This window comes from Desulfosporosinus acididurans, from assembly GCF_001029285.1.
Classification (GTDB): Bacteria; Bacillota; Desulfitobacteriia; order Desulfitobacteriales; family Desulfitobacteriaceae; genus Desulfosporosinus; species Desulfosporosinus acididurans.
Genome location: NZ_LDZY01000001.1, coordinates 256,677 through 282,053, shown reverse-complemented (window position 1 = coordinate 282,053; position 25,377 = coordinate 256,677). Strand labels below are relative to the sequence as shown.

Genomic DNA, 25,377 nt, shown 5'->3' with positions numbered 1-25,377 from the left:
TATTTCTTTTTGTTAAGGAAGGAAGTTTCATGATATTTGCATCTTTTATAGTATACGTTATTGTTTTTTCTTTGCTTTTATCATTTCCGAGTTTCAGAAATAAAAAGCGTTCAAGTTCAATAGTTAAACTATTAGTTATCCCTATTTTCTTAGGGGCTTTAGTCGTGATATTAAAAATAATAAAAGTCTACTTTGTATATAAGTTTCTGATTATTCTTTTTATTAGTGTGCTGATTTTGTTATCCTATTGGCAATGGGGGGGGCAGTTTAGACGTTGGTGGAGATAATTCTTTTAAGGCTTTAAAAATTTTCCGAGCCAAGGCAGCCGTCTTAAATCTGAGAAAGTAATGCCGCCATTGAAGACTAGCACTATGCCGTAAAGCAAAACTCCGCAGGAAAATTCTAAACTATACCCCACTAAATGTCCGCCTATGATAGGGTCTAAGAGGCTAAAAGCAAGAATCATGGCGATACCTCCGCTAAAGGGTTGGAGGAGAAACCGCTGAAGGTCAATAGGCATGCCGCTGCTTCGTGTGATAGCTAGAAGGTTCAAGGCAGCCATTATAATAAAACCAATCACATAAGCCCAGGCAGTTCCCCTAAGACCCCATTGGGGAAGACCGGTAAGGTAGATCAAAATGGGGATCCGCAGCATGGCTGCAATAATAGAATGAAGAACCGGAAGCTGAACTTTTCCGAGTCCTTGCAGAATTCCTGTTGTTGTTTGTTGAATGTACGAAAAAATACCACCTAAAGCTAAGATTCGTAAAATAGGTGAGATTTCAGGACTTTTAAAAAAAATGGTTAGTGGACGAGAAAAATAGAAGAGAGTGATCAGACAGGGAATACCAATCAAGATCGTTAAACGTATTGCTTCAACGCTTCGAGCACGGACAATATGAAACTGATGTTGAGCTGCTGCTTCAGAAATAGATGGAACTAGTGATGTGGCTAAGGCAAAGGTAAAGACACTGGGAAAGGTAAGTAAGGTAAAGGCAGATCCCCCTAATTGCCCGAACAAGGTAGTTGCTTCCCGAGCACTGTAACCTGCAGCGTGCAGACGTTGGGGGATAAGCATAGCGTCTAAAGCAGACAATCCGGTAGAAAATAATCTTCCGACGGTTACAGGAGAAGCAAGATGCCATAATTGCCGTAAAATATAGCCCGAAGAAGTATGGGAGGCCGGATCTTTTTCTAAGGGTATTCGCGACCTTTGATAATGGATGATAATTACCAAAAGGCCAACGGCTTCACCGGCCAGCATTCCGAAGGCTAATCCCGCCGCGGCCCATTCAACACCGGTTTTGAGAAGGTAAATGGCTGTTGTGTAGCCTACAGCAACGCGGACGATTTGCTCACAAATTTGGCTTACTGCTGTAGGGACCATATTTTGTAAGCCTTGAAAATATCCTCGAAAGACTGAGGAGATAGAGACTATGAAGATAGCAGGTGTACAAATCTGAAAAATCGTCAGGACTCTGGGGTCAGGAAAAAGCCTGTGGGCGATGTAGGGTGTCAGGAAATAGAGGCCTGATGAAACTAAGGCCCCCGACACTGTAAGAAGCCAAAAGGCAAGGCGAAAGATGGAACGAGCTTGATAACCTCTTCCTAAGGAAACCTCTTCGGCAACCATTTTGGCAATGGCAAGGGGGATTCCTGCTGTCGTAAAAACTAGGGCCAGCATGTATAGGGGAAAGACCATATTAAAGAGTCCGTAGGCTTCTCCGCCTATATGGGCCATGATTAAATATTGATAAGTAAAGCCTAATACACGGTTCAATAAATTAGCGCCTAAGAGAATTGTTGCGCCGTAGACAAAGGTCCTTCTTGGCATCTCTTTCCTCCACAACTATGGCAATATCGTTACTTCTAACCATATGCACAGGGAAATAAGGAAATGCTTAAGAAATTTTTTACCGAGCTGCGAAAAACAAAAGGATTTTAATGTTGGATAGAGAAAAGTTTTCCATGGAGGAATATGGTTCTTAAAATGGGGCATTCTACCTCAAGGGGGGAATCATAATGTGGCAACTGCTCAAGAACGCAAAGATATACAGTCCGAACTATATTGAGGAAACAGATGTCCTCATTGTTGGTTCAAGCATTGCAGTAATCGGGAAGAATCTACATCTGCCTGACTTTGTTGAGGGAGAAGAGATTGATCTTCAGGGTATGATCTTGACTCCCGGTTTTATAGATGCTCATGTACATATCTGCGGCGGCGGCGGGGAAGCGGGTCCGGCTTCCAGAACTCCAGAAATTCAACTGTCTCAGCTCACTTTAAGCGGAACAACCACCGTTGTCGGCTGCTTAGGGACAGATTCGGTTTCTCGCTCAATTTCCGAACTTCTTACGAAAGCTCATGCCCTTGAAGATGAGGGAATAAGCACCTTTATCTACAGCGGGGCCTATCAAGTACCAGTAAGGACCCTTTTGCCAACTCTGCAGCAAGACTTGGCCCTGATTGAAAAAGTAATCGGTGCAGGAGAAATCGCAATTTCAGATCACCGTTCTGCTCAACCTCAAATTGCCGAGCTTGAACGTTTAGCTTCAGAAGCCCGAGTCGGCGGAATGCTCGGGAGCAAAGCAGGTGTTGTTCATCTCCATCTTGGGGAGGGTAAGCGTGGGCTCGATTATATATGGAAGATTCTTGAACAAACTGAGATTCCTATTACTCAATTTATGCCCACACATATTAATCGGACACATTCCTTGTTAGAACAGGGAATTCAATTCTTGCAAGCAGGAGGACACATTGATTTAACGGCAGGGTGTGACGATTTTTCCGCGGAACTTCAGGTACCGGCCGTCCTTTCAATGTTAGAACAACGCAATCTTCTCAATGAACGAATTACCGTAACTTCGGATGGAAATGGAAGTATGCCCCAATATAACGAAGAGGGCGTTTTAGTTGGCATGGGTGTTGGCTCTGTCGAAGTTTTATGGCGTGATGTCAGAGAAGCTGTTCATCACCATGGAGTAGCCTTAGAAAAGGCTTTGAGTACCATAACATCTAATGTGGCCAGAGTACTGTCTCTTAAAAATAAAGGCATGATACGAGTAGGTTACGATGCTGACCTGGTAGTTCTCGATGAGTCTTTACAGGTTCGAGATGTCTGGGCCAAAGGAAACTATATGGTGAGGAATAAAACACCCCTCATAAGGGGTACTTACGAAAAGAAATAATTTATAATGAGAATACTTGACCTGCTCGGCTCAATAAACTAATCAAAACTATTATCTTCAGACTTTAATGAAAGCTCCCAATTACTGTTGCAAGTAAAAGGCTAAGACCTTTTCTTAATAACATACTAGGAGGGATCGTCTTGAAGAACTATGACACGAAAAATCTTCGTAATATCTGTCTGGTCGGCCATGGTGGAGTAGGAAAGACTTCTCTTTCGGAAGCTTTTCTCTTCAATTCAGGTGTGATCAACCGAATCGGCAAAATCACTGAAGGAAACACAGTCTCCGATTTTTTGCCAGAAGAAATTAAGCACAAAGTGTCGATTAGTACGAGTCTTATTCCTGTTGAATGGCAAGGAGTTAAGGTCAATGTTCTCGATACTCCAGGATATTCAGACTTCATTGGGGAAGTCATAAGTGCGTTGAGGATTGCGGAGTGCGGCATAATTGTCCTCAATGGTGTATCAGGTCTGGAAGTGCAGGCTGAAATTACTATGGAACTTATGGAAGAAAAGAAGCTGCCGAGAGTTGTATTTATCAACAAACTAGATCGTGAGAATGCTAATTTTAATAAGATTATTGAACAGTTGAAAGATGTATATCCTGATGCCCGCTTTGCTCCCTTACAAATTCCAGTTGGACTTGAAGCAGATTTTCATGGAGTTATCGATATTCTCGAAAATAAAATGTATGCTTATGAGACAAATGGAAGCGGCAAGTATGTAATTCAAGAAGTTCCTGAAGACTATCAAGATGAATTAAACCTTCTGCAAGAGCAACTGACAGAAGCGGTTGCTGAAGCTGATGATGAAATCCTGACGAAATATCTTGATGGCGAATCTTTAACGTGCCATGATTTGCAAACTACTTTACGTTTAGCATTGAAGCAAAATCTCCTGGTCCCCGTACTTTGCGGTTCAGCGTATAAGAATATAGGCATTAACAACCTTCTTAATTTCATTGTCGATATAGTTCCTTCACCTGAGGTTTTACCACAAAAGTCTGCATTAGTTTTTAAAACCCTTGCTGATCCTTATGTTGGAAAAATGTCTTTTTTTCGAGTATATGGAGGGACTTTTTTTTCAGAAACCATGGTCTATAATGTTAATCGCGACGTCGAAGAAAAAATTGGCCAACCCTTTTACTTGAAAGGCAAAACCCAGGAGCCCATTACATCTGTTCCAGCGGGAGATATAGCGGTGGCTGCAAAATTGCAAAGTGTAAAAACTGGGGATACCTTATGCACTAAAGAACATCCGCTCCAATTAGAGGATATAGATTTTCCAATTCCAACTTTATCGATGGCAATTGAACCAAAGAGCAAGGGCGATGAAGATAAATTGGGTAACTCTTTAGCAAGATTAGCTGAAGAAGACCCTACTATTAAACTTAGCAAAAACATAGAAACGAAAGAATTATTGTTGATGGGCTTAGGTGAAATGCACCTCGATATTATTCAGGAAAAATTAGCTCGTAAGTTTGGAGTTGCTGTAGCTATCAAGGTTCCGCGCGTCCCATATCGTGAGACGATTCGTAAAGCCGTGAAAGTTGAAGGCAAGCATAAAAAACAAACGGGCGGGCATGGACAATATGGCCATGTTTGGATTAATCTGGAACCATTAGATGGCAAAGACTTTGAATTTTCCGAGGAGATTTTCGGAGGGTCAGTCCCCAAACAGTATATTCCCGCTGTGGAAAAAGGAATCCGTGAAGCCATGGCAGAAGGGGCTATGGTTGGATATCCTGTGACCGATATTAAGGTCACTCTCTGTGATGGTTCTTATCACTCCGTTGATTCGTCGGAAATGGCGTTCAAACTAGCCGCTATGATTGCCTTTCGCAAGGGAGTGGAATTGGCAAAACCAACGTTGCTCGAGCCGGTGGTGGAAGTTGAAGTCAAAGTACCTGAAATCTTCATGGGTGATGTCATCGGGGATCTTAATACTAAACGGGGAAAAGTATTAGGGATGGAGGCCATTGGAAAATATCAAGTTATTAAGGCTCACGTGCCTCAGGCTGAAATGATGCGTTATGCTATTGATTTAAGGGCTCTTACTCAAGGAAGAGGGTCATTTACTCTTAAATTCCTTCAGTACGAAGAGGTTCCGGATAGAATCAGCGGAACCATCGTAAATCAGCTTAAGGTAGCCCATAATCATTAGTACTTGATGTAAGATAGAACGGGAAGAAGAAGGACTGATACCTCTCTGAATATCAGTCCTTCTTTTGGTGCTTTGTTTAAAGACAATACCTTAATGACCTTCTGTACGCTGCTTTTGTTCCTTTTTCGTTTCTCCTAATCTCTCGATTTGAGGCTCATACATTTCTTGCTTGATATTTTGAAAATGTTGTTCTACTTCAGGATATTTTGCGGCTAATTCTTCTCTTCTATCCTTATCTTTACTCATTATGAACCCTCCTTGTAGTTTACTGATTCCCTATACAGTATTTCCTAAGTTGGCATAATAAATGTTGGGTATTTTGAGTTTCAATCGTTTAATCTGATCCTGAACTAATATTCTCTAGAGGATATCCCTTGATGTTAAAAGTGTCCAGCAAACGGTTAAGTAATAAGGAAAACTCTGATGTTTTAATTAAACATAATGCTATTAATTTATTCAGTTTTTAAGCCCCCCACTTCTATAAGTGGGGGGGCCTTCGTAAATTTCAGGTGGGGTAGAGTCCCAATCTGAAGCCCCGATGTTCAGCTTTAGCTGAATGAGTTCACTCGGAACAGTTATGCTGAACGCCGGGACTTCTGTTTTTAGGGGTGACGCATTAAGGAGATGTCTGCAAAAAATTTAATAAATTATTAATATAATGTTCATGGAATTATAAGAATTCTAGTGTAATCTTAAAAGCAAGGGTAACTTACCCATATTAACGAATTGAAAGAGATGCTGATTATGAAATTAATTATTACCTTGCTTACATGTGGCTTTATATTTACTATCTTGAGAAGTTTTTCGGTTACAGAATAAAAAATAAAAACATAAACCTAGGACTCGTAGAGCAATAGCCCTCTGTTTGATCAGTTTTAAGTCACCCACTTTTATAAGTGGGGGTGGGTCCGAATTCACTTTGCCTAAATAAGAATAATAATTTGACCTGATAATTATTTCTAATTTGCCGATATACAATGTAGTAGGAAGTATATTATAATATAACAGAGTCAATTTAAGATAGTTAAGAAGGAGGAAATGAATGAAAAGGAAAAAAATAGTTATCTGGTTTGCTTTAGCTATGATGTTGCTTTTAGTCTTAACAGGTTGCAGCAGTAATGAGCAGGAAATTTTTAACGCTGCTTTGAACATGCAAACGATTAATTCATCACATATTCAAACAACGATGAATCTTCACGTTAGTGGCCAGGGGTTTGATCCGCAGGTTCAACAACAAATCGATTCTGTTGCTGCGCTCTTAAATAATGCTTCGCTCAATTTTGATGTAGAATCTACATATAATGATCAAAAAACAGTCGGTAAGAGCAAAGCTATTGTGGACGTAGTTACTCCAGGAATGAAAATTAATATCCCCGTTTGGGTAGACTCGGATTTAACAGGGGATACTCCATCAATTAAGGAAATTGTAAAACTTCCTTTAATTGCCAAAAGCTCTTTGCCTCAACTGGCTGCAAACAAAGATTATTTAGTCATGAACCCTTTGGATACGAAAGATTCTGGTTTGGATAATGAAAGCCTAAAGCAGCTTCTAGAATTCAGCAAAACATTTCAAGAAAAGGAAATTGACTTCTTAAAAAGTTATGCAAGTCGATTTAACCCGAATTTTAGCACCGTCGCTAACTCAACTGAATCAATATCAACTGATGATGGCTATAAGTTAGTCCGATGCTATGAAATTAGACTTAATGATCAGCAATTTAAAGATTTAATCCGGTATACCGTTAATAATTTTAGCCAAGATAAAGAAGCTATGGATTTTGTGAAAGATTTAGTTCATTCCACGCTGCAAATGAGTCAAGCACCGGACAAGGAAAAAAGCATCCAAGCTTTTGATCAGGCTTTTGAACAATTTGATGCTAGTAAAACTGTTTTTTTGGCAACATTTAATTCTCAAATGGATAAGCTGAAGAATGTCACTCTTTTAGGGGATAAGGGGATCGATCTAAAGTATTATATCGATAATGGTTATGTAATAAAAGAGAGTGGAACCATTGACCTTAAAATTGATTTAAATCAATTGAATCAATTCATGAGTACAATTGACAACAAATCATCTGCTTCAGATACTCCAAAAGGTAGTTTGGAAATGATTCTTAATTATAATTCTGATATTTCCGGCACAAACTCTCCAATAGAAATTCAAATTCCGGAAGTTAACGCGGCAAACTCCTTTAATATGACAGATTTGTTAAAAATGGAACAAAAAAGTAATTAACACTCCTTCACTAGCCCTCCTAGAGAGGGCTTTTTCTTACGTAACAAACTTTGCAGTTTAGGAGTATCCAACCTAACCTATTTAGCTATTAATTTATACAGGTTCTAATGTGATAAATTACCAAGATACTTTTTTAACACAAATATGTAAATATATAGTATAATATGTCGTAAGAAAAATATTTAGACCACTTAGTTTTCTTAGTCTCATGATTTTTTAAAATGAAGAAGATTTCTTAAAACTGTGTCCCTCAGAATCTTTTAGCGGGATATACAATGGGGCATTGCGCTTTGAACCTCCGGACGCGGAGGTTTTTGTTTGACTTCCTTTCGATTTTCCTCATTTCGTAAGAGTGGCCAAGGCAGAGTTGTATTTGGTAAACATTTGAAGGTATTTGCCCAAGCCTTTGGGCATAATGTTTAGCGGCGTTTGATTTACCCTCCGTCAACTCTCGTCATTAAATGATGAGAGTCTTTTTTGCAAATACAAAATTTTCATTCTATTTGTCTTAAGGTGAATTAAAGGGAAGCTAATTTTTAAGTTTAGAAGGTTTATGTGTTTTTGTGTTGAATATATTGTCAATATGCATTTTGTCAACAGGGAGGAAGCTTAAGAAATGATTGATTCGAGAGAAAATGGAATTCTTGCTAAAATATTTGCCAATAGAACTAAAATTGAATCTTGGTTTGAAACGCTGCAACATCCCAATACTTTTTGGATGATCCCCTTAGCCAGCCGAGGGATACTGCGGACGTTATTAAAGTGCCAGAATGAAATAAGCTTTAATGAACTAGCAGAAATGAGTTCGGACAATAGAGAAGTTACAAGCATATATATGCTCGAATTAGAATCTGTTCTCGAAGAACAGAAACTATTTATTTTACAATAATTAACAGATCGTACCCTGAAAAAGAGTCTGAGCTACCTTTGGAGGAAGGGAAGCAATTTTTTCCCGAAAACGCATAATTTCCTTTAAATAAGTGAAATATAGTGCGAATTACGATGGGGGTTCTTAATTGACGGAGTTGTCGAGATTTTCTTATAATTATCTATAAGAATATTCGATTATGGAGGAAAGGACGTTGTCTTGTGTCTATTGCTGTTAGCAAGTCTGAGGTTGAAAATTCTGGGGAACAATATACTGGAGAACCAAATCAAATCGAGAATAACATAACGGAGAATATTGCTCCATTTGTTCCTTTTATAAAAGAGTGCAAAATGTGTCACTCAATATGGGATTATTTCAGTGGGATGACGGAATGTCCCAAATGCGGAACTAAGTTTCAAGCTGTTTAATTCAGACACCATTATTCAGTAAAATTCTTACAAGCTGAATTCCAAAGGGCGCTTATCATGAAAACTGATAAGCGCCCTTTGGTGTGCGCCATGCATGGCGATAAGATTCTTGACTCCTCCGTTAAGCTTGTTTAAATAGAGGACTAAGCTTATACATTGCTAACACGAAAACGGAACAGGCTAAGGCAATTACAGCCATGACAGAAAACGAAAAGACTTTAGACGAATGGTCGATCAAGATCCCCATTACTATTGGTCCAAAGGTTATACCGAGTGAATATATCGATTGATAAAAACCCATAGCCGTGGATTTTTTATCTGCATCAAAGCCTCTTACTGCAATTGCCATAAGAATTGCTGTGAGGATGCCTGCTCCAAACCCGCCGATCATTTGGAGCGGGAAGAACCAGATAGGCTTAGGGGCGACGGCTATGCCTGCACAATATGCCGCCAGTAAGATAAAGCCTAACGTTATAATATTTTTTTCGCCAAGTTTATTCGAAGCCTTTGTACTGACGAAATAGGCGCCTATAATATTCATAACGCTAAATAAAACATAAATAACACCAAGTTGGAGGCCTGTTGCACCAAGCTCTTTTGCAGTACTCGTTGTGAAGGAGTACACAGTTCCAAACATTAAAAACCAAACAAAACCACCCAAAAGAGAGACTATTAGTAGTTTCTTATTCTTCATAACTTTTATAAGACTAGCGGTAGTAACATTTGTTCGGCCTGCAGTCTCAGAATTGATAAAGAATGAAAGAATGAAGCCGGTCATACCGAATATAAAACTTAAAATGAACAGTGAGCGGATGCCTAATTGTTCAAAAACTCCACCGAGTAAAAATGCAGCTAAAATACCGAGGTTCATAAGGGAAGTGATAAGGCCAATTGCTTTCGTACCTTCTGATTTGTCATAGTATGAAGAATAAAGCAAAGTAAAAGAAATCCATGTTGAAGAAGCAACTCCCGATAGGGCATTAGCTACAAACAGCATAATAGGTGAACCAAAAAGTATGATCATGATGGAAGAAGTGCCGGCTAAGAAAGCACCTATAATGATAAAAATTTTGTGATTTCCGACGATATCGGTAATAATTCCCAACGGAATCCTTAATAGCAGTTGGGTGACTCCGTATGCCCCAACAATAACTCCCACAACTGTTGCCGATATCGAAAGAGATAGCAGGTAGGGTGTAAGGAATGGTATGTAGACATATTGCGCAAACCAAAATAGGATAGTGATTGCAGCTAAAAGATTTCTTTTAAACGTTATGCCAGACACGTTATTACCCCCCCAAGTGAAATTAGTCATTTGTTAGTATAACACAATAAAGATTGGGTATTGGCAAAAACCATAAAAAATCCCAAGCGATTAATCAGAGACCAAGAGCCAGATAAAATAAGCAGCGTTGCTGGACGCTGGGCATGACGAAAGCCCACTTCCTTGGATTGGAGGTGGATTTTCTTGCATAAGTATTTCTTATACTAAACTTTAAAAGATGTGATTTGTCTTTTCGGTCAGTAAGTATTATTATTACGTATGTCAATACAGCCATATGCCCATTTACCTATATGTCCATTTACCTATATACCCAAATACCCAAATACCCAAATACCTATTATACCTTTATATACCCCTCCCTTGAGAGGGGCTTTTTTTTTTATCCAATCGTAAGAACCCCACTTCCGCAAGTGAAAATGGTTCCCATACATCCGGAGGCTTCGCAAAGAATAAAATAGCTTCCATGTTTGAAGACGTTCTGAGCCTATTATAGAAAAAAATACTAGTAAGTGTTTAGGAACTTATGGGAATAGTAATAGAGCGATCTTGCAATTTGGTTTTTTATGGCTTATATCAAGGCCATAGATGACCTTATTTAAATGGTCATTACATAGAGGAGGGTAGATGATGGAAAAAATAAAAGACAGAATCTTTCTTGGCTTTATCGCAGGGATGATTGGAGCAATTCCTGGTAGACTATTAAATAAGCTGGAATTTAAGCTTGGTATCACAGACTCTCGTTATGAAGAAATGGCATCTATGCTTTTTGTAAGCAGAAGAGATGCACATAAGATTATGGGGAATGGCGTCGGGAAAATAGCTAATGGTTTATTGACATCGGCAAATGGAATTACTACTGCATATGTTCTTTCAAAAACAGGTCGAGATCATGCAATGCTAAAGGGCATAGGAATATCATCTATGGCATGGCTTGGAATATACGGTATAAGCACTCAAGCTCAAGTGCGAAAAAGTAATAAACCGATAGCTGCGCTTTTAAGCTATTTGGACCATGTAATTTTTGGAGCAACGACGGCGACGTTGGTATCAACGCTGGGTGCTGATTCAATTTTTCCGCCTCACAAAGATAGAGACTCGCAAGAGCGATGCCCAGTTAACGGATGCCCTTCACAAAATGACCACTTACCTACAATACAAATATGGCAAATTTCAAACAATCAATCTGGAAGAGCAAAAGCATCTGCGGATCGTCTAAGGTGAGAAGTAGTAGAAGTCATGAACCTGGCCCGTATGAAGCAAAGGCATGTAGTTGCCGGCCATACCGAAATGATGTACTCAAGCCATTGGGTGAAGTATCTCTCTAACGAGATCCTCTGAGACATGCATTCTGGGTTTGCCGGAAGCCCCTATCCTACGGCGAAAACAGTGTTTTCGTTCTTAATGAAGTGTAGGTAGGGGCGGTTCACTTGTTTATGCTTACAATTCATTATGTCCTCAACAAAATCGTCTTGAAGAAAATCATCGATACGTTGAAGCAGTTGCTCATATCTCGAGACGGTTCTGCTTTCAAACGGCAGTTTGCTATTCCGAGCTACCGGGATCTGAAATGGTCCGATCTATCGAAGGCGTTTCGGTTTATCCAGTTTTTAAGAAAGTTGGACTCCTTGATAGTTTGTGAAAACGTTGGTGTTGAGGGGAGGTGGGAGAGATGGGAAAATTCACTGCGAAGGATACGCCCGAAAGGTGTATGACGATTTTGCAGGAAATAAAACAGAAAAAAAGAGATTGCTTCAGATTTTGTGAGCGTTCTCCGCAAAGAAAGACTTACAGTTAACGAAGCAATCTCGATATTGAAAAGTGCTGAACTTATCAAGCAGTCTAGATTCACAACTTAATCTGGTTTCTCGGGTATCGGTTTCTTGGGTTTGTAAGTAGCGTTTGGGTTAGAGTCATTCAATACTCTTATCCGCATCTTTTCCCCTAATGAGCACCTAGTATTCGCGATAGCCCCTGCTAAACATGCAAAGCTGATTTCCCCATAGGACTTGCAGATATTGATATTATGACAATCCTGTTTATAAACATGTTTTCCTTTTTCATCTTGCTCAATTGGATCGGACAGATTGTTGCCTATCAAACTCATTGATTTCATCTCCTTCCTGTATGGATTGGTTTGTCTAAACAATTATCAACTATCAACTTCGACGCAAAAAAGGAATATTCCTGTGAGTATTTAGCGAAATGAAGGTGAAACCATTGAGTAAAAGTCTGCGCTTCATGATAGAGGCAGAGCAAAAGAAAGCCATTACTCCTCGTGTTAGTCAAGTAAAACGCAGTCTTGGCTTTTGGGCAGCTGTTGATGCGACGGTTAATGATCACAAAAAAGCCGAGCTGAAAGAGCAAGTTTCAGTTCGGCGTGGGTAATTAGTGCTGATTAAGGAGTTTGCTTAAACTACTCAGGGCTATTTAACCAATTGTGATATTTCTCGAGAAGTTCAAAAGCGCAAATAGTGCTCATGACTGTTATTATGCCAGCCAAGTCATTTGAATTCTCTTGAGTCAAAGGAAATGGGATCTGAATTCCAAGTTGGTCAATGGCATCCACAGCATTTGCATAATGTTCTTCTCTTACTTGCCCTACGAATTCTTTAAAATCTTTCAAGTAAACAACTCCTGTCTTTTTCTATTCTGTTGATATGGTCAATCTCATATTTTCGACACAAAAGATTAAAACCCTGTAAATAACTCACGAAGCAAGGCGAAAAACATATGAGCGCGATAAGCCGGTTAAGGCTGCTTAATATATTATTTATTTGTTCATGCTGCGAATTCATTATATCTAATCAGCTGTTGGCAATACCAAGTTGGTCCTTTAAGGCATTTTGTAGGACTTGCGAGAAATTAATATTACTCTCCTCAGCGATAGTGTTTAACCATGCAGGAATCGTAAAGGTTTTTATATTCGGTTGTGACGTTATTGGGAGAGCGAGACGTGTGGAAGAACAATGCTACGTGCGCAAAAATAAAATAGAATAGAATTTCAAAGTGTAAAAATAAGGGGGAGGAATTTACCATAAAACGATGAATTAGGTTTCTATGAACTTGTCAAAATGTTGTTTATCAGGCGCAGAAGGATATTTATTCCAATAAGGCGAAGACATATAGAGTTAAAATATTACGAACCTAGTTCGGTAATACCTCTTGATTTTGAGGTTATACGAACTACGTTTGTTAATATAACGTTATCCGAAACCACTAAGTCTAATGACAGAGTTACTGGGGTTTATCTGTGAGGAGCATTCCTGTAGTAGGAAAAAATGAGCTTTGTCAAAAAGAAGACCTCACGTTACAATTTGAAAGGACTGTTGGCCAACAGAATCCAATCAAAATAACGGAGGTCATCCCAAATGAATTTTACACAAAACGAGAAACTAAAGCAACTTTCTGAAAGAAGTATTGTTATCGGAGTGGACATCGCCAGCGAGCTTCATTACACTAGGGCTTTCGACTGGCGAGGAGTAGAGCTGGGCAAAGTATTCAAGTTTGAAAACAGTGCTGAAGGATTCAGGGATTTCTATGCATGGATTGAACGTTTAAAAGGTCAAGCACAAAAGGACTGCATAGTGGTAGGCGCAGAGCCAACCGGCCATTACTGGTTCGGCCTGGCATCATATCTAAAAGAGCAAAGCATTAAGCTAGTCCTCGTAAACCCATTCCATGTAAAGCGTAGTAAGGAGCTTGATGACAACCACCCCAGCAAAACGGATGCTAAGGACCCCAAAACAATTGCTAAGCTGGTCATCGAGGGGAGATACAATGAGCCCTATATCCCGGAGGGGATCTATGCAGAACTGCGAATAGCGATGGCTTGCAGAATGCGCATCCAAAAGGAAATGAGCAGTATAAAAAATCGCATTCAGAGGTGGCTGAAAATCTACTTTCCCGAGCATGAAACGGTGTTTGGAAAGTTTGATGCGACAAGTAGCATGCTGGTTCTGCAAGTTGCCCCGCAACCTAGGGATATCAAAAGACTTGGAGTAGAAGGAATAAACCGAATTTGGAGAGACAACAAGTTGAGAGCAGTCGGAATGAAAAGGGCTAAGAGCCTGTATGAAGCTGCTCAGAAGAGCATTGGTTGCACCGAAGGAGAGTCTTGTTCCCGAATGGAAATTCAGCTATTACTCCAAGACTATCACACTAAAACAGCACAATATCAGGCAGTCATAGAAACCATCGATGAGTTGTGCCGTCAGATACCAGAAGTAGCGAAGTTACTTGAAATTAAAGGTGTTGGCCTTGTTACCGTGGCAGGCTTTCTCTCCGAAGTTGGAGATATTAGACGCTTTAATTCTCCAAAGCAGATCCAAAAGCTTGCGGGCTTAGCCTTACGAGAAAGCAGCTCAGGTAAGCACAAGGGACAGACCACGATCAGTAAGCGCGGCCGCGCACGACTGAGGGCAATCCTATTTCAAGCAGTGATGACCGCTAGTCGCGAAAAAACGCAGAGTTTGCAGAGATACACAACTACTACACAACAAGGATCAAGAATCCCCTGAAGAAGAAACAATCACTAATTGCCTTAAGCTGTAAACTAATTCGGGTGTTCTATGCAATATTAACAAAAGGTACAGAATACGATCCAGAAAAGCTAATTAAGGACATTCATCGTCCAGTTGAGCATTTAGCAGCGTAATTAGAATAGCAGCGAAACCATAAGAAACAAACGATCTGTGGGTTAAAGCGTCACCACAGAAGCGAGCAATCCAGGTAACCTAGCAAGACAAAAGAGCTGGTAGTCAGTCGCATATTTTTCCATTAGAGCAAGGACTCGGTAGAGGAGCATAACTGACACCCAATCATGGATAGGTGGAACGAAGGAATTTAGGGCAGATTTATAATCTTGACCCTGTTAGACATGGGAGGTTTACCACCGTGAGAATCATGGGTTTACAACGGCCAACATATCCACAAATAGTAGACGTTGGCTTTGCCATATCCAATTTCTCCGAATTAGACATTTTATGCGAATTCTATCCGTGGTGAGCTAATTTGGTTAGCTAGGAATTCTATGAAAACACGAGATATCTAAAGAAAATATCAAGATATTATAGGGAGGAAAAAGATTGCGTAAAGATTGGGATTCTTATTTCTTAGATATTGCGTCTCAGGTAGCCAGCAGAAGCACCTGTCCGAGACGCAGTGTAGGTGCAGTAATTGTTAAAGATAGGAGAATTAAGGGAACTGGCTACAACGGAAGCGCGGCTGGCCTACCACATTGTATAGATGAGGGATGTCTAATTGTCAACGATCATTGTGTCAGAACAATACATGCAGAGGTAAATGCGTTATTAGAATGTACTCCTGACGTACGAAATGGCGCAACAATATATATTTCCGATCGTCCATGTGCCGAATGCTCAAAGTTAATTATTTCGTCCGGGATAAAACGGGTAGTTTTCGGTCGGGATTATCGTATAGATTTTGATTGGTTTCTACTAGCACCTTGGGTTGAGATAATTCATTTAACGGCGGAAGATTAAAATAAGGATAGCCGCATCACGAAATAATCCACTCAGGGCTTGAACGTATGAATGTAATTTGGTTCAGGATTTACATGATCTTAGAGATTTGCGAGCGTGCTTCTGCCGTGGCATCGAATAACACGTCATTCTCAACACTGGCAAAGATGAAGGTGGTTGTGACGCGTCGGGAATGCATGGAACGTTAAACGCTGCTGCAATTTACATCGCTCTTATCGGACTCTAATAAAAATGGCCACCGATTGACCTTCGCTAAAGTAACTAGAGATTTATGATGTTCGTAGACAAAGAAAAAGCCAGTGATTAGAATCAATGGCTTAAATTATATTATTTGAGTTAAAAGCGCATAGAACATCATAAATCTCTTCTTGTACTGAACCGCTGCCGACGGCACTTGGGCTATATGGGAATTCAATCTTTCTCATCAGGGTTAAAGTTCAATTTACAGGGATATTAATGAACGGGATTATTGCTTTTATTGCTATTAATATCTGTTAAAACTCTCAAAATGGACAGACGTCCCCCCTCCCCAAATGGGTCGCTTTTTTAAAAATATTAAATTTCTGTATGATTATGGACCTGCACACGAGTGTTTAGGGAAAAATAAAATGATATTTTGATTTCCACAATACCGACAGATCTTGTTTTGGTTTGGTTTCGGGGTAATAATTTTTAAAGGTTTCTTTCCAATAAGCTTCATACATTTTGAAAGCTTAGTACTAATATTACGGCTGCACATTATGCCATAATGTCGGATCTTTACAAAACGAGTGGGAAGTACATGCAGAAGAAATCTTCTAGCAAATTCTTTAGCATCAAGAGTCATCACCTTAGACTTATTACCATCCCTATAATCCTTCCACGAAAAACTCACCGATTTACCGTCAAATGCCTGAATCCTAGAGTTGCTAATTGCGACTCTGTGGGTATAACGACCAAGATATCTAACAACATGAGCTGGAGATTTAAATGGTTTTTTACAGAAAACAACCCAGTCTTTAAGATACAAACTATCGACTAAGGAAAGGAAATTGCTTCTGGACGAAAGACTGACAGCATTGTTAAAGAAGCTTATCTTCCCCTCATTAAAAACCTGTTTCAAAAGATAAAGGAACTTACCCTTAAATTTTTTTGAAATTACCTTAACCGGAATAAAAAATTTCTTACTCGAACGAACAAAACGGAGACCATCATTGGAAAGCCCTCCACCGGGAACTATACAGTGAACATGAGGATGAAAGGATAAGTTCTGACCCCATGTATGGAGAACGGAGGTTACTCCGGTTGTTGCTCCAAGGTATTTTGGGTCTTTAGCAAGTTCGGTTAAAGTATGACCAGCTGATCGAATAAGCAGGGAATATAGAAGTTCCTGATTTTGCAAGACAAGGGTGTTCAATTCTTGAGGAATCGTAAAAACAATGTGAAAGTAACCGACAGGCAAAAGTTTGGGCATCTGAGCCTCAACCCAATGCTCTTGGACAGAATGTTGGCATTTAGGACAATGTCTGTTTCGACAGGAATTATAAGAAACGTCAACTGCACCACATTCAGTACAAACGTCAGAATGAGATCCAAGGGAAGCTGTTCTGCAATGGCGAATCATATTGAATGCTTTCGCTTGATCAGATGACATAGAATTCAGATAAACCTGAGCAAAAATATCCTGAAGTTCAGGCATTTGGATCACGACCATCAAGAGGGCTTCTAACTGAGGCAATATGGGCAGTAGAGAGGTGAATATATTTAGAAGTCGTGGAAATATTACTATGCCCCATCAGCATCTGAATGGTTCTGAGATCAGTACGATTCTCAAGCAAATGAGTCGCGAAACTGTGCCGAAGGGTATGGACTGTAGCGGGTTTCGAAATACCTGCTTTTTGTTTAGCACTTGAAAAAACATATTGAATATTGCGCGCGGAAAGAGGTTTGCCCTCAATAGGACCTGGAAAAAGTAAATCAGTTGGTCGATAAAGTTTCCAATAACGCCTTAATAGTTTAAGGTTTTTAATAGAAAGAACAGTTAGACGATCTTTACTACCTTTGCCATCATTGATTCTAATCAGCATGTTCTCAGAATCAATATCGGAGACCCGGAGACTCAGAGTTTCACTAATTCTCAAGCCAGAAGAATACGTGGTTAGGAGAATGGCTTTGTGTTTAATATTACTCAATTGATCTATAATTGCTAGAATCTCGTTTTGAGAAAGCACATAAGGAAGTTTTTTAGGGCGTTTTGGGCGAATAATAACATCATCTGACCAGTTGTAGTTGAGAACCTTGTTAAAAAAGAGCTTAAATGCACTGCAGGAAATGTTGAGACTGCTGTTACTAATACCAGATTTGATGCGATGATAAAGATATTGTTTGAGTTCATCAGGTGAGACTTCAAAGGCAGGTTTATCAAAATGTTTTTCTAGGAGCCTTAAAGGGATAAAATATTGTTGTAGGGTTTGAGGGGATAAACCACGAAGTTCCATTTCGATCTGCATTTTTTGAAAATGTGGTGAAAGAGTACGAGAAGTTTGAGGCATGATTATCATCCTTTCCAAAGTAAATTGGGTTTGCAAAAGAATGATATCATGCCTCATTTATTATTTGGGCCTAAAAAGCCACCGCGCAGCGGTTTAGTACAAGACGTAAAATGCGAAAAGTTCAACGATTTCGGTAGTTGGACTTGAACCAATAATTTAATATACCCACTGCTGTGGTAGATGCGATTACTATTCCCTTATCTATAACGACAAAAATGATAATCATAGTGATAAGTAAAATCGATATCACAAATCTTTTATTGTCCTCCATCATATACCATCCTCTCTTTATATCTTAATATTACTTGCGGTTTCTTCAACTGCTTTGCCTGTTGCGTCAACCATTGGACAGCCTATTTTCTTCATAATCACACAAAAAAAAGAAGCCCCCGTGTCAACGGAAGCTTGAAAAAAACGTATATGTATAGGAGAAATTATATCATGAAAATTGAAAAAATAAACTATTTTTATGTCCTGTAATAAAGGCTTTTTTACTAACAAAGGAGATAGAAATGTCTTTTGTACTAAAAACTGAAAGGTTAGTTTTACGACCATTAGATATTGAAGATCTAGACACTGTTCATGAATATGCATCAGATGTTGAAAACACTAAATATATGATACATTTGCCAAATGATACAATAGAAGAAACATCGCATTTTTTAACGCGTATCACAAATGAGTGGAAGAAAGACCAGTTAAAATTTTATGAATTTGCCATTGAAGAAAAACAAATTGGTGCTGTTTCTGTTTATTTGAATGAACAGCGAACTTATGCCGAATTAGGCTGGATAATTAATAAAAAATAATTGGGGTAATGGTTATGCAACTGAGGCGGCTATGGCAGTAAAGGACTTTGCAGTAAATGAACTAAAAGTTTCTAATTTAGTGGCACATTGCGATTTTAGGAACGCTGCCTCATGTAAAGTTATGGGGAAAATTGGATTAACCTTAGTGAAGGACGATGGGGTAAGGCAATATCCGAAAACATCAGAAATTGCAAGAGAGTTAATGTATTCATTTATTATATAATAGCGAAAAACTTTGATAGGGGTTTGAGCATAACTTTATTACACTTACTTCTGATCCTATTTGTGGAAAGACCTGTACTTGGTATAAAAACCAAGTAGGTCTTTTCCTAGGCAGTAGACGCATTATGTGCAAAGAACGCCTTAATCGAAGGGCGTCCTTCGATTAAGGCGTTCTATAGTTGGGAGTTTAGCGAATCTGGAAATACTCACGTACCCACCATTTCGCCCGCTGAGCAAAAATGTTCCTTTTGGCTTGCAACGAGCGTCTTTACCCTGTCAGCCGTTTCCTTATGGTTTTAATGAGAAGTAGCATACATGTAACAACCTGTAGAGTCTCTATTAAAGCGGCTTTTCTTTCCTTTAATATAGTTATGATACAAAAGGATTTCAAAAATTAGTCAAGAGTTAGCATCACTATGTTTCCCGAAAAGTTAGCTATACCGATATCATTTGAGTTGCCTAAACCATTGCAAAACAAGGCTTCCTGTTATTACGGAAACCTTGTGAAGAATACTACTACTTTTAGTTTTACTTTTGAGGAAAATCGAATTTAGAACATGAACGGTAGCTGTTTCGGAAATCGCAATAATCTTCATGTATCAGTTGTTAAAAACATATATAGTAATAAAAGAAAACTTTTAAAAATTTTCGTTTTTTTATGGAATATATAATTTAAACATTGATATTATCGCAATTGAATGGTGCAAGATCCTAAACTATTTTCATTTACTTGGACAATAGTTTCCCCCTGAGCACTATTTCCTTGGGCAAAAATGGTCAAACTACCCACTGGCAAATCACCCATTTCAAATTGGCCATTTTGATTGGTTGATGTCCGCATTGTACTATTATTAAGTATAACTTCAATAGTAGCATTAGCAACAGGTTTGTTGTTCGCATCCACGACCGTGCCTCTAATCGCACCTGTAGGGAGGTTTGTAACTATTAAAAGCGTTGTATTCTGGGATTCTCCATCAGTAGACAAGGTTATTTGGTATTCCCCCGTAGATCTACCACCCCCGAAATTGAGTAATTCCGCTTTAGTCGGGCTAAGAACATTAAGTTTTGATCCACCAATAGCGTCTTCTATTCCGTAATATAAAATTTGTAAATGTGTTCGGTCTTGTGAGAAGTGTGTATTGTAACCTGTGATTACAATAGAATCATAGTTATCTGTTTGCTTATTTATTCTGGAAGGGCTAATCGTTATGGACTGTGTTTGAGTTTGAGTTGGGGACTGTGTTTGAGTCTGAGTTGGGGACTGAGTTTGAGTTTGAGTTGGGGACTGTGTTTGAGTTTGAGTTGGGGACTGTGTTTGAGTCTGAGTTGGGGACTGAGTTTGAGTTTGAGTTGGGGACTGTGTTTGAGTTTGAGTTGGGGACTGTGTTTGAGTCTGAGTTGGGGACTGTGTTTGAGTCTGAGTTGGGGACTGTGTTTGAGTCTGAGTTGGGGACTGTGTTTGGGTCTGAGTTGGGGACTGTGTTTGGGTCTGAGTTGGAGCTTGTGTTTGGGTCTGAGTTGGAGTCGGAGCTTGTGCCTGTGGTTGTGTTGACGCTACCGTATTTGCTTCCGTAATATTTATAGCTGCCTTAACGTCTATTATTTTATCTATAGATATAATGATAATAAAGATAACAAACATACCTAGTATGACTCTTTTTAACCATTCCCTTTTATGGCTTATTATTGGAAAGATTATTCCAGCGATACTACACAAAATAACGAAAAAAGCTATTGTTTGGTTTTTTACAATCCATTGTATTATCATTATACAGCTTCTCCCTCCATGAATATTTTATAGACCTATTTGACACGCACTAGGTTCTGGAATAATTCTTCTACAAAGAAACATTTTTTCCTTTATTAGGAGTAAATTAATGGATCCAAATTATTTAAATTCGTTAATTTATGAAAGGGAGCATTTTAGATGCAAATAAACCTTCGATAAAGACTCATTATGCCCAGCAAACGCTCTGAATAAGGGCGTTTTTCTTATGCCCTAGAATTTCAATACATGGAGGCAGATATGAACGAAAAGGAATTCATTTTCAAAACAACGTTTGCCGCGATAGGGACGGCCATTACGGCTTGGTGCGGTGGGTGGGATATCGCGTTAAAGGTTCTTGTTTACCTTATGGTCTTAGACTATATTACCGGCTTCTTGGGGGCGGTAAGACAGAAAAAAGTAAATTCCGAAGTCATGTTTTGGGGCGGCATTAGAAAGATTGTTATTCTTTCTCTTGTCGCCTTAGCAGTTCTTTTGGATAAGCTTTTTGGCAACACAGGTCCGGTCTTAAGAACGCTGGCGATGTACTACTATGCCGGGCGCGAAGGGATTTCAATGATTGAGAACGTTGGAAAGATTGGTCTTAGAATGCCGCCAAAATTTAAAAGTATTTTTCAGCAACTACAAGAGAAAGGAGAAGAAAAATGAATGGTATAGATTGCGCGACCAAGTTAACCCCAGCGAATGTACAAGCTCTAAAGAGCGCGGGAATAAAAGCGGTCGGGCGTTACTTAGGCCGCAACCTCTGGAACGGCTTAACCGTAACAGAAGCCAAGGCAATCTTAGACGCTGGCTTGGCGTTGTTTCTAATCCTTGAGTTATCGCCAACGAAGTCGAGTTACTTTAATTACCTAAGAGGAATATCAGACGCTCAGTTTGCCCTGGCTGAAGCTGAATATCTCGGTGCTCCTAAGGGCATAGCGATATATTTTACCGTCGATTATGAGGCCCAGCCGGAAGACATGCCCGCCATTAAGGAGTATTTACGTGGTGTCCATACTGTGTTAACCGGCAAATACTTAGTTGGGATTTATGGCTCTTACGCGGTCATGGTAGCCGCTAAGAGTGCAGATTACCCGCCGGATCGATATTTTCAAACTTACGCTTGGAGCTATGGTAAACAGGCACCTAACCATATCTACCAATACAGTAACAATGTAACTGTTGCCGGGGTGGCCTGCGACAAAGATTATGTCAATGACGATGCTGGGCTATGGATCGTCGAAACAACAGCGAATACAGCTGTAGAGAAAGGGAGCGAGAACATGAATTTAGAAGTAGCAGTTTTGATGGATACCGAGGAAGATTTTTGGTCAGCCATTGACGTTTCACGGAGTAATGGCAACTGTGCTTTATTCGTGCGGCCGTCACATAATGCTACACCGCCTGCCGATGCCATGAAAGCTAAACATCTGATCACAGTTGGCGGAGCAACGACAGGGCATCCGAACGAAACGCTGCTGAGCGGCGATGATAAGTTTGGCACGGCAGCTGCTGTGAAAAAATATCTAGGCTAAATTCGCAAGCGCTTGCGATTTGGCCAGGAATTTTCAATGAAATAAAAAGGCTTGGTTAGGCTTATATCAATAGCTTGGGAGTGCACCTTGTCAGATATTAAGTAAAATATGCCAAAAAATATGTCCACTTGATAACGCTAACCCTTCAAGTAGAGCAGCATATTTAGTTAATTTTATCAAGCGAACTTGACTTATACCCTTGATTAATGGGAAATGCTTGACTTTTTTAGTCAAGCAAAATCTATATTTTCGTTATAAAGTAAAGTAATTCTTCCTGTCCCGGCAGGCAGGATTTAAAACGAGCAGGTCAGAGATGGCCTGCTTTCCTATTGCCATAATTAAATTTTAGGAGGTTTTATCATTATGAATTCAACACTTATTATGTTATTAATTTCTGTCGGAAGTTTAGTCGTTGGCGCTGGAGTAGGTTTAGGATTGGGATACCTTAAGAAGTCCGGTAAAGATCCCCAGGCAATTCTTTCAACTGCCGAAACCGTTATCAGTGAAGCGAAGGTCGTTAATGATGACATTGGTAAACTCGTTCTTCCGGCCCCTGTCGAGTCTGCCGCCGATAAGATTATCCAATTTGCCCAGGTATGCGTTCATTCTGCTGAGCAGAAATACAATAGTAGCCAGATCACGAAAGATCAACGAAATCAAAACGCCTATGATGCTGCTATGAATATGCTTAAGATTGCCGGATACGAACCAACTCTTGAAATTCAAAAAGCCGTTAAGGATATGATAGAAACCGGTGTCTTTGATATGAATTCGAGTGCATCTTCTGAAGAAGCAGGCCAAACTGCACCCGATCAAGCAGTTAGCCAGGCCATTGCTACTAAGGTCAAGCAGGTTGTTACTCCTATTGCGACGCAAGCCGCGAATGATGCAGTTCAACAAGCGATTAATCAGACGGCTCAAGCTTTCTCGGGTGCCGTGACCCCGCAGGCTGCCCAACCAGCTCAGGACACTTCTGACACTCAAGTTGCTCAGTCAGATTCGCAAGCCCAAGCCCAACAACCTGCATAATAGAAGCGTCGGTGCCGGCCGACGCTAAGTGAATGAATTCCTCTCTCGATTATGCGAGGGAGGAATTTTTCTGGTTTTGAACCTACTTAGTTTGAAGAAGCGCTAGGGATAAAATAGGATTATGTCTATAGTTTAAGAATCTGGGCATACAGTAACCATTGACAGTAACAAGCTTGAAGATAATAATAGTACTAGCATGGGAGTGGAGGTGATGTCGGTGAAAGTTTATGATAAGGATATTCGAAAACTTTTAGTTGAAAAGTTTCTTAACATGAAACATTTTACCTCAGATCCTTCTACCAAATTGATTTATGAAATGGACATTTGTTATGGATCTTCAAGGGTGGATGTTGCGGTTGTTAATGGAAAAATGCATGGATACGAAATAAAGAGCGAAAGAGATTCACTTGAAAGACTTCCATATCAAATCAAGGCATATAATATGATTTTTGACACAGTTTCTATAGTTGCAGCAAACGACCATTTAGAAAAAGTCAATACATTGATCCCTGAGTTCTGGGGAATTTATTCCGTTGAGAAAAACAAAAATGAAGCTCGTCTTGTAAGGAAAAGACAGGCCAAAATAAACCCTTCAGTTGATATTTTCTCAGTATCTCAGCTATTGTGGAAGGAAGAATTGATTAGTCTTTTGATGATAAATGGTATTTGTAAAGGAATAAAGAGTAAAACACGACAGCAACTTGGTAGAGTTGCTGTCGAAAAGATAGATTGTACAGTTATCAAAGATTTTGTCCGAAAATCCATTAAATCCCGAGAAGAGTGGAAAGCTGTTGAATTAAAACAACTATATGGTGATTTGCCGATATCGTAACCCAATCTTTGTTTCCACCAGGACCTTTTTTATTTAAACCAAAAGCTCTTTCCTTAATATCCAAATCTCCGAATGAGAATGTCTCTCCGTAATATTTAGGAGAAAGAGAAATTTCCTTTGCTAAATCAACATAACTTTTAATCATTACGCGAGTAACAATGTCCTTTTCTCCTTTAAGGACCCAATATGTCTTATCGGTAGTATATCTTACTTTGGGCAAAATACCATACCGCAATTTACTGAAGTCAATATCCGAATCGGAGAATTTTGTAACACCATAGTCTGAATAGATCATACGTTCACGAATATTTTTCAGATTATTGAGACTTATTAATTTAACAAAGAGAGAGAAGTCAATTCTGCTATATTCTTCAGATCCCGACTTTGGTACTGATTGTAAATCCTCAGGGAATGAAGTTACGGCAATGATGATCCTGTCATAAAAGTCCTCATTAATCAGATAGTCCTCCAGGAGAGATATTGTGGCGTGAAGATAAATTGAAGCTGTACTGGTATCGATTACTCCTAAATCTAAAATTAAATCAATATAAGTCGATTGATTTTTCAATTTTACCCTTTTAATTTCCTTTATAATTTCTTGATAAGTTGGGCCATCTACGCACTCAGGGACGGGAATTCTTATAGCTATCCTATTTGCGCAGCTGGAAATTATGGAGAAATTATCACTCAAGTTATCAAAGTATAAAATTGGGTAACTATTCCTTCCGCGGCTTGTGAATTCGTCAGTTATCTGTTTCAGGAGACTTATGTCGTACTGTTCAACATTGAAGGTATCAAGAAAAATAGGATATTGAAAACAATAGTCAAGGTCATCTACAATTTTCCTCGGGTCAACTGGATCAACGACTTCAATAATAGGTGTAATTAACTGTTTTTTAACAGGTTCAAGATGCCTGAGGGCTTCTTGTTCGCCTTTCTTCCATTTTAAGATCGGTACATAGCATTTGGGATCTAATTTAGTCAT

General features: G+C 39.4%; 23 protein-coding genes and 2 pseudogenes. 15 read left to right on the top strand and 10 right to left on the bottom strand.

Annotated elements, in window-relative coordinates; all coding sequences use genetic code 11:
• Nucleotides 1-292 precede the first annotated feature (292 nt).
• Nucleotides 293-1,834 carry a putative polysaccharide biosynthesis protein gene (locus tag DEAC_RS01265; protein WP_047808205.1) on the bottom strand — a complete coding sequence of 514 codons (1,542 nt, stop codon included), beginning with the start codon at nucleotides 1,832-1,834 and terminating at the stop codon, nucleotides 293-295.
• A 188-nt stretch (nucleotides 1,835-2,022) separates the two neighbouring features.
• On the opposite strand from DEAC_RS01265, the gene iadA reads away from it, so the two are divergent.
• Together iadA and fusA are read left to right on the top strand one after the other, a co-directional pair.
• Nucleotides 2,023-3,186 (top strand): beta-aspartyl-peptidase, encoded by a 1,164-nt coding sequence (gene iadA / locus DEAC_RS01260; protein WP_047808204.1) that lies wholly within the window; start codon nucleotides 2,023-2,025, stop codon nucleotides 3,184-3,186.
• A gap of 140 nt (nucleotides 3,187-3,326) precedes the next feature.
• Nucleotides 3,327-5,348 carry an elongation factor G gene (gene fusA / locus DEAC_RS01255; protein ID WP_047808203.1) on the top strand — a complete coding sequence of 674 codons (2,022 nt, stop codon included), beginning with the start codon at nucleotides 3,327-3,329 and terminating at the stop codon, nucleotides 5,346-5,348.
• A gap of 90 nt (nucleotides 5,349-5,438) precedes the next feature.
• Here fusA and DEAC_RS23795 read toward each other — a convergent pair whose 3' ends face one another.
• Entirely contained in the window at nucleotides 5,439-5,594 is a 156-nt protein-coding gene (locus DEAC_RS23795) for a hypothetical protein (protein ID WP_172408121.1), read from the bottom strand.
• Nucleotides 5,595-6,390: 796 nt separating this feature from the next.
• Here DEAC_RS23795 and DEAC_RS01250 point away from each other — a divergent pair.
• Together DEAC_RS01250 and DEAC_RS01245 are read left to right on the top strand one after the other, a co-directional pair.
• The gene (locus tag DEAC_RS01250; protein WP_053006248.1) at nucleotides 6,391-7,584 is read left to right on the top strand and encodes a hypothetical protein; all 1,194 of its coding nucleotides are present in this window, start codon (nucleotides 6,391-6,393) and stop codon (nucleotides 7,582-7,584) included.
• Nucleotides 7,585-8,200: 616 nt separating this feature from the next.
• Nucleotides 8,201-8,473, top strand: a complete 273-nt coding sequence (locus tag DEAC_RS01245; RefSeq protein ID WP_047808202.1) for a hypothetical protein — start codon at nucleotides 8,201-8,203, stop codon at nucleotides 8,471-8,473.
• A 528-nt stretch (nucleotides 8,474-9,001) separates the two neighbouring features.
• Here the strand turns inward: DEAC_RS01245 and DEAC_RS01235 are convergent.
• On the bottom strand, nucleotides 9,002-10,165 hold the full coding sequence (locus tag DEAC_RS01235) for an MFS transporter (RefSeq protein ID WP_047808200.1): 1,164 nt from the start codon (nucleotides 10,163-10,165) through the stop codon (nucleotides 9,002-9,004).
• Between the two features lie 627 nt (nucleotides 10,166-10,792).
• Between DEAC_RS01235 and DEAC_RS01230 the strand changes: the two genes are divergently transcribed.
• Together DEAC_RS01230 and DEAC_RS01225 are read left to right on the top strand one after the other, a co-directional pair.
• Complete coding sequence (locus tag DEAC_RS01230) at nucleotides 10,793-11,386, top strand: hypothetical protein (RefSeq protein WP_200903069.1); 594 nt, start codon at nucleotides 10,793-10,795, stop codon at nucleotides 11,384-11,386.
• 206 nt (nucleotides 11,387-11,592) lie between these two features.
• A complete protein-coding gene (locus DEAC_RS01225) occupies nucleotides 11,593-11,877 on the top strand; it encodes a hypothetical protein (protein ID WP_047808199.1) in 285 nt (94 codons plus the stop codon).
• A 140-nt stretch (nucleotides 11,878-12,017) separates the two neighbouring features.
• On the opposite strand, the gene DEAC_RS01220 is transcribed toward DEAC_RS01225, so the two are convergent.
• The gene (locus DEAC_RS01220; RefSeq protein ID WP_047808198.1) at nucleotides 12,018-12,269 is read right to left on the bottom strand and encodes a hypothetical protein; all 252 of its coding nucleotides are present in this window, start codon (nucleotides 12,267-12,269) and stop codon (nucleotides 12,018-12,020) included.
• A 113-nt stretch (nucleotides 12,270-12,382) separates the two neighbouring features.
• Here DEAC_RS01220 and DEAC_RS23440 point away from each other — a divergent pair, with 113 nt between their 5' ends.
• Nucleotides 12,383-12,550 carry a hypothetical protein gene (locus DEAC_RS23440; RefSeq protein ID WP_161796404.1) on the top strand — a complete coding sequence of 56 codons (168 nt, stop codon included), beginning with the start codon at nucleotides 12,383-12,385 and terminating at the stop codon, nucleotides 12,548-12,550.
• Nucleotides 12,551-12,578: 28 nt separating this feature from the next.
• Here the strand turns inward: DEAC_RS23440 and DEAC_RS01215 are convergent, their stop codons facing one another.
• Entirely contained in the window at nucleotides 12,579-12,788 is a 210-nt protein-coding gene (locus tag DEAC_RS01215) for a hypothetical protein (protein WP_047808197.1), read from the bottom strand.
• Nucleotides 12,789-12,969: 181 nt separating this feature from the next.
• A pseudogene (locus DEAC_RS24075) lies at nucleotides 12,970-13,083 on the bottom strand (HicB family protein); the annotation flags it as partial.
• Nucleotides 13,084-13,533: 450 nt separating this feature from the next.
• Here DEAC_RS24075 and DEAC_RS01210 point away from each other — a divergent pair.
• Nucleotides 13,534-14,819: pseudogene (locus DEAC_RS01210) on the top strand (IS110 family RNA-guided transposase).
• 430 nt (nucleotides 14,820-15,249) lie between these two features.
• Nucleotides 15,250-15,666 carry a deoxycytidylate deaminase gene (locus tag DEAC_RS01205; protein WP_047808196.1) on the top strand — a complete coding sequence of 139 codons (417 nt, stop codon included), beginning with the start codon at nucleotides 15,250-15,252 and terminating at the stop codon, nucleotides 15,664-15,666.
• 571 nt (nucleotides 15,667-16,237) lie between these two features.
• On the opposite strand, the gene DEAC_RS01200 is transcribed toward DEAC_RS01205, so the two are convergent.
• Both DEAC_RS01200 and DEAC_RS01195 read right to left on the bottom strand, forming a co-directional pair.
• On the bottom strand, nucleotides 16,238-17,344 hold the full coding sequence (locus DEAC_RS01200) for an IS91 family transposase (protein ID WP_047808374.1): 1,107 nt from the start codon (nucleotides 17,342-17,344) through the stop codon (nucleotides 16,238-16,240).
• Nucleotides 17,337-18,197 carry a tyrosine-type recombinase/integrase gene (locus DEAC_RS01195; protein WP_053006247.1) on the bottom strand — a complete coding sequence of 287 codons (861 nt, stop codon included), beginning with the start codon at nucleotides 18,195-18,197 and terminating at the stop codon, nucleotides 17,337-17,339. The genes DEAC_RS01200 and DEAC_RS01195 overlap by 8 nt, the downstream gene beginning before the upstream one ends.
• A 512-nt stretch (nucleotides 18,198-18,709) precedes the next feature.
• On the opposite strand from DEAC_RS01195, the gene DEAC_RS24470 reads away from it, so the two are divergent.
• The gene (locus DEAC_RS24470) at nucleotides 18,710-19,006 is read left to right on the top strand and encodes a GNAT family N-acetyltransferase (protein ID WP_282434432.1); all 297 of its coding nucleotides are present in this window, start codon (nucleotides 18,710-18,712) and stop codon (nucleotides 19,004-19,006) included.
• A gap of 31 nt (nucleotides 19,007-19,037) precedes the next feature.
• Nucleotides 19,038-19,229, top strand: a complete 192-nt coding sequence (locus DEAC_RS24465) for a GNAT family N-acetyltransferase (protein WP_282434431.1) — start codon at nucleotides 19,038-19,040, stop codon at nucleotides 19,227-19,229.
• A gap of 684 nt (nucleotides 19,230-19,913) precedes the next feature.
• Here the strand turns inward: DEAC_RS24465 and DEAC_RS01185 are convergent.
• Nucleotides 19,914-20,870, bottom strand: a complete 957-nt coding sequence (locus tag DEAC_RS01185; protein WP_152671333.1) for a carboxypeptidase-like regulatory domain-containing protein — start codon at nucleotides 20,868-20,870, stop codon at nucleotides 19,914-19,916.
• 384 nt (nucleotides 20,871-21,254) lie between these two features.
• On the opposite strand from DEAC_RS01185, the gene DEAC_RS01180 reads away from it, so the two are divergent.
• The 4 genes from DEAC_RS01180 (at nucleotide 21,255) to DEAC_RS01165 (ending at nucleotide 24,392) form a co-directional block, all read left to right on the top strand.
• The gene (locus DEAC_RS01180) at nucleotides 21,255-21,662 is read left to right on the top strand and encodes a phage holin family protein (RefSeq protein ID WP_047808194.1); all 408 of its coding nucleotides are present in this window, start codon (nucleotides 21,255-21,257) and stop codon (nucleotides 21,660-21,662) included.
• Nucleotides 21,659-22,531, top strand: coding sequence for a DUF1906 domain-containing protein (locus DEAC_RS01175; protein WP_053006246.1), 873 nt, complete (start codon nucleotides 21,659-21,661; stop codon nucleotides 22,529-22,531). Before DEAC_RS01180 ends, DEAC_RS01175 begins: the two co-directional genes overlap by 4 nt.
• Nucleotides 22,532-22,894: 363 nt before the next feature.
• Nucleotides 22,895-23,560, top strand: coding sequence for a hypothetical protein (locus tag DEAC_RS01170; protein ID WP_047808193.1), 666 nt, complete (start codon nucleotides 22,895-22,897; stop codon nucleotides 23,558-23,560).
• Between the two features lie 217 nt (nucleotides 23,561-23,777).
• The gene (locus DEAC_RS01165) at nucleotides 23,778-24,392 is read left to right on the top strand and encodes a sce7726 family protein (RefSeq protein WP_053006245.1); all 615 of its coding nucleotides are present in this window, start codon (nucleotides 23,778-23,780) and stop codon (nucleotides 24,390-24,392) included.
• Here the strand turns inward: DEAC_RS01165 and DEAC_RS01160 are convergent.
• Complete coding sequence (locus DEAC_RS01160; protein ID WP_047808191.1) at nucleotides 24,325-25,377, bottom strand: beta family protein; 1,053 nt, start codon at nucleotides 25,375-25,377, stop codon at nucleotides 24,325-24,327. The genes DEAC_RS01165 and DEAC_RS01160 overlap by 68 nt on opposite strands.

Bases quoted from the DNA above. Each gene is read 5' to 3' on its own strand.
- DEAC_RS24465 (WP_282434431.1), top strand. From the start codon at position 19,038: ATGGCAGTAAAGGACTTTGCAGTAAATGAACTAAAAGTTTCTAATTTA.
- DEAC_RS01200 (WP_047808374.1), bottom strand. From the start codon at position 17,344: ATGCCTGAACTTCAGGATATTTTTGCTCAGGTTTATCTGAATTCTATG.
- DEAC_RS24470 (WP_282434432.1), top strand. From the start codon at position 18,710: ATGTCTTTTGTACTAAAAACTGAAAGGTTAGTTTTACGACCATTAGAT.
- DEAC_RS01170 (WP_047808193.1), top strand. From the start codon at position 22,895: ATGAATTCAACACTTATTATGTTATTAATTTCTGTCGGAAGTTTAGTC.
- DEAC_RS01265 (WP_047808205.1), bottom strand. From the start codon at position 1,834: ATGCCAAGAAGGACCTTTGTCTACGGCGCAACAATTCTCTTAGGCGCT.
- DEAC_RS23795 (WP_172408121.1), bottom strand. From the start codon at position 5,594: ATGAGTAAAGATAAGGATAGAAGAGAAGAATTAGCCGCAAAATATCCT.
- DEAC_RS01180 (WP_047808194.1), top strand. From the start codon at position 21,255: ATGAACGAAAAGGAATTCATTTTCAAAACAACGTTTGCCGCGATAGGG.
- DEAC_RS01160 (WP_047808191.1), bottom strand. From the start codon at position 25,377: ATGACTAAATTAGATCCCAAATGCTATGTACCGATCTTAAAATGGAAG.
- DEAC_RS01245 (WP_047808202.1), top strand. From the start codon at position 8,201: ATGATTGATTCGAGAGAAAATGGAATTCTTGCTAAAATATTTGCCAAT.
- DEAC_RS01195 (WP_053006247.1), bottom strand. From the start codon at position 18,197: ATGCCTCAAACTTCTCGTACTCTTTCACCACATTTTCAAAAAATGCAG.
- DEAC_RS01175 (WP_053006246.1), top strand. From the start codon at position 21,659: ATGAATGGTATAGATTGCGCGACCAAGTTAACCCCAGCGAATGTACAA.
- DEAC_RS01220 (WP_047808198.1), bottom strand. From the start codon at position 12,269: ATGAGTTTGATAGGCAACAATCTGTCCGATCCAATTGAGCAAGATGAA.
- iadA (WP_047808204.1), top strand. From the start codon at position 2,023: ATGTGGCAACTGCTCAAGAACGCAAAGATATACAGTCCGAACTATATT.
- DEAC_RS01250 (WP_053006248.1), top strand. From the start codon at position 6,391: ATGAAAAGGAAAAAAATAGTTATCTGGTTTGCTTTAGCTATGATGTTG.
- DEAC_RS01230 (WP_200903069.1), top strand. From the start codon at position 10,793: ATGGAAAAAATAAAAGACAGAATCTTTCTTGGCTTTATCGCAGGGATG.
- DEAC_RS01185 (WP_152671333.1), bottom strand. From the start codon at position 20,870: ATGTTTGTTATCTTTATTATCATTATATCTATAGATAAAATAATAGAC.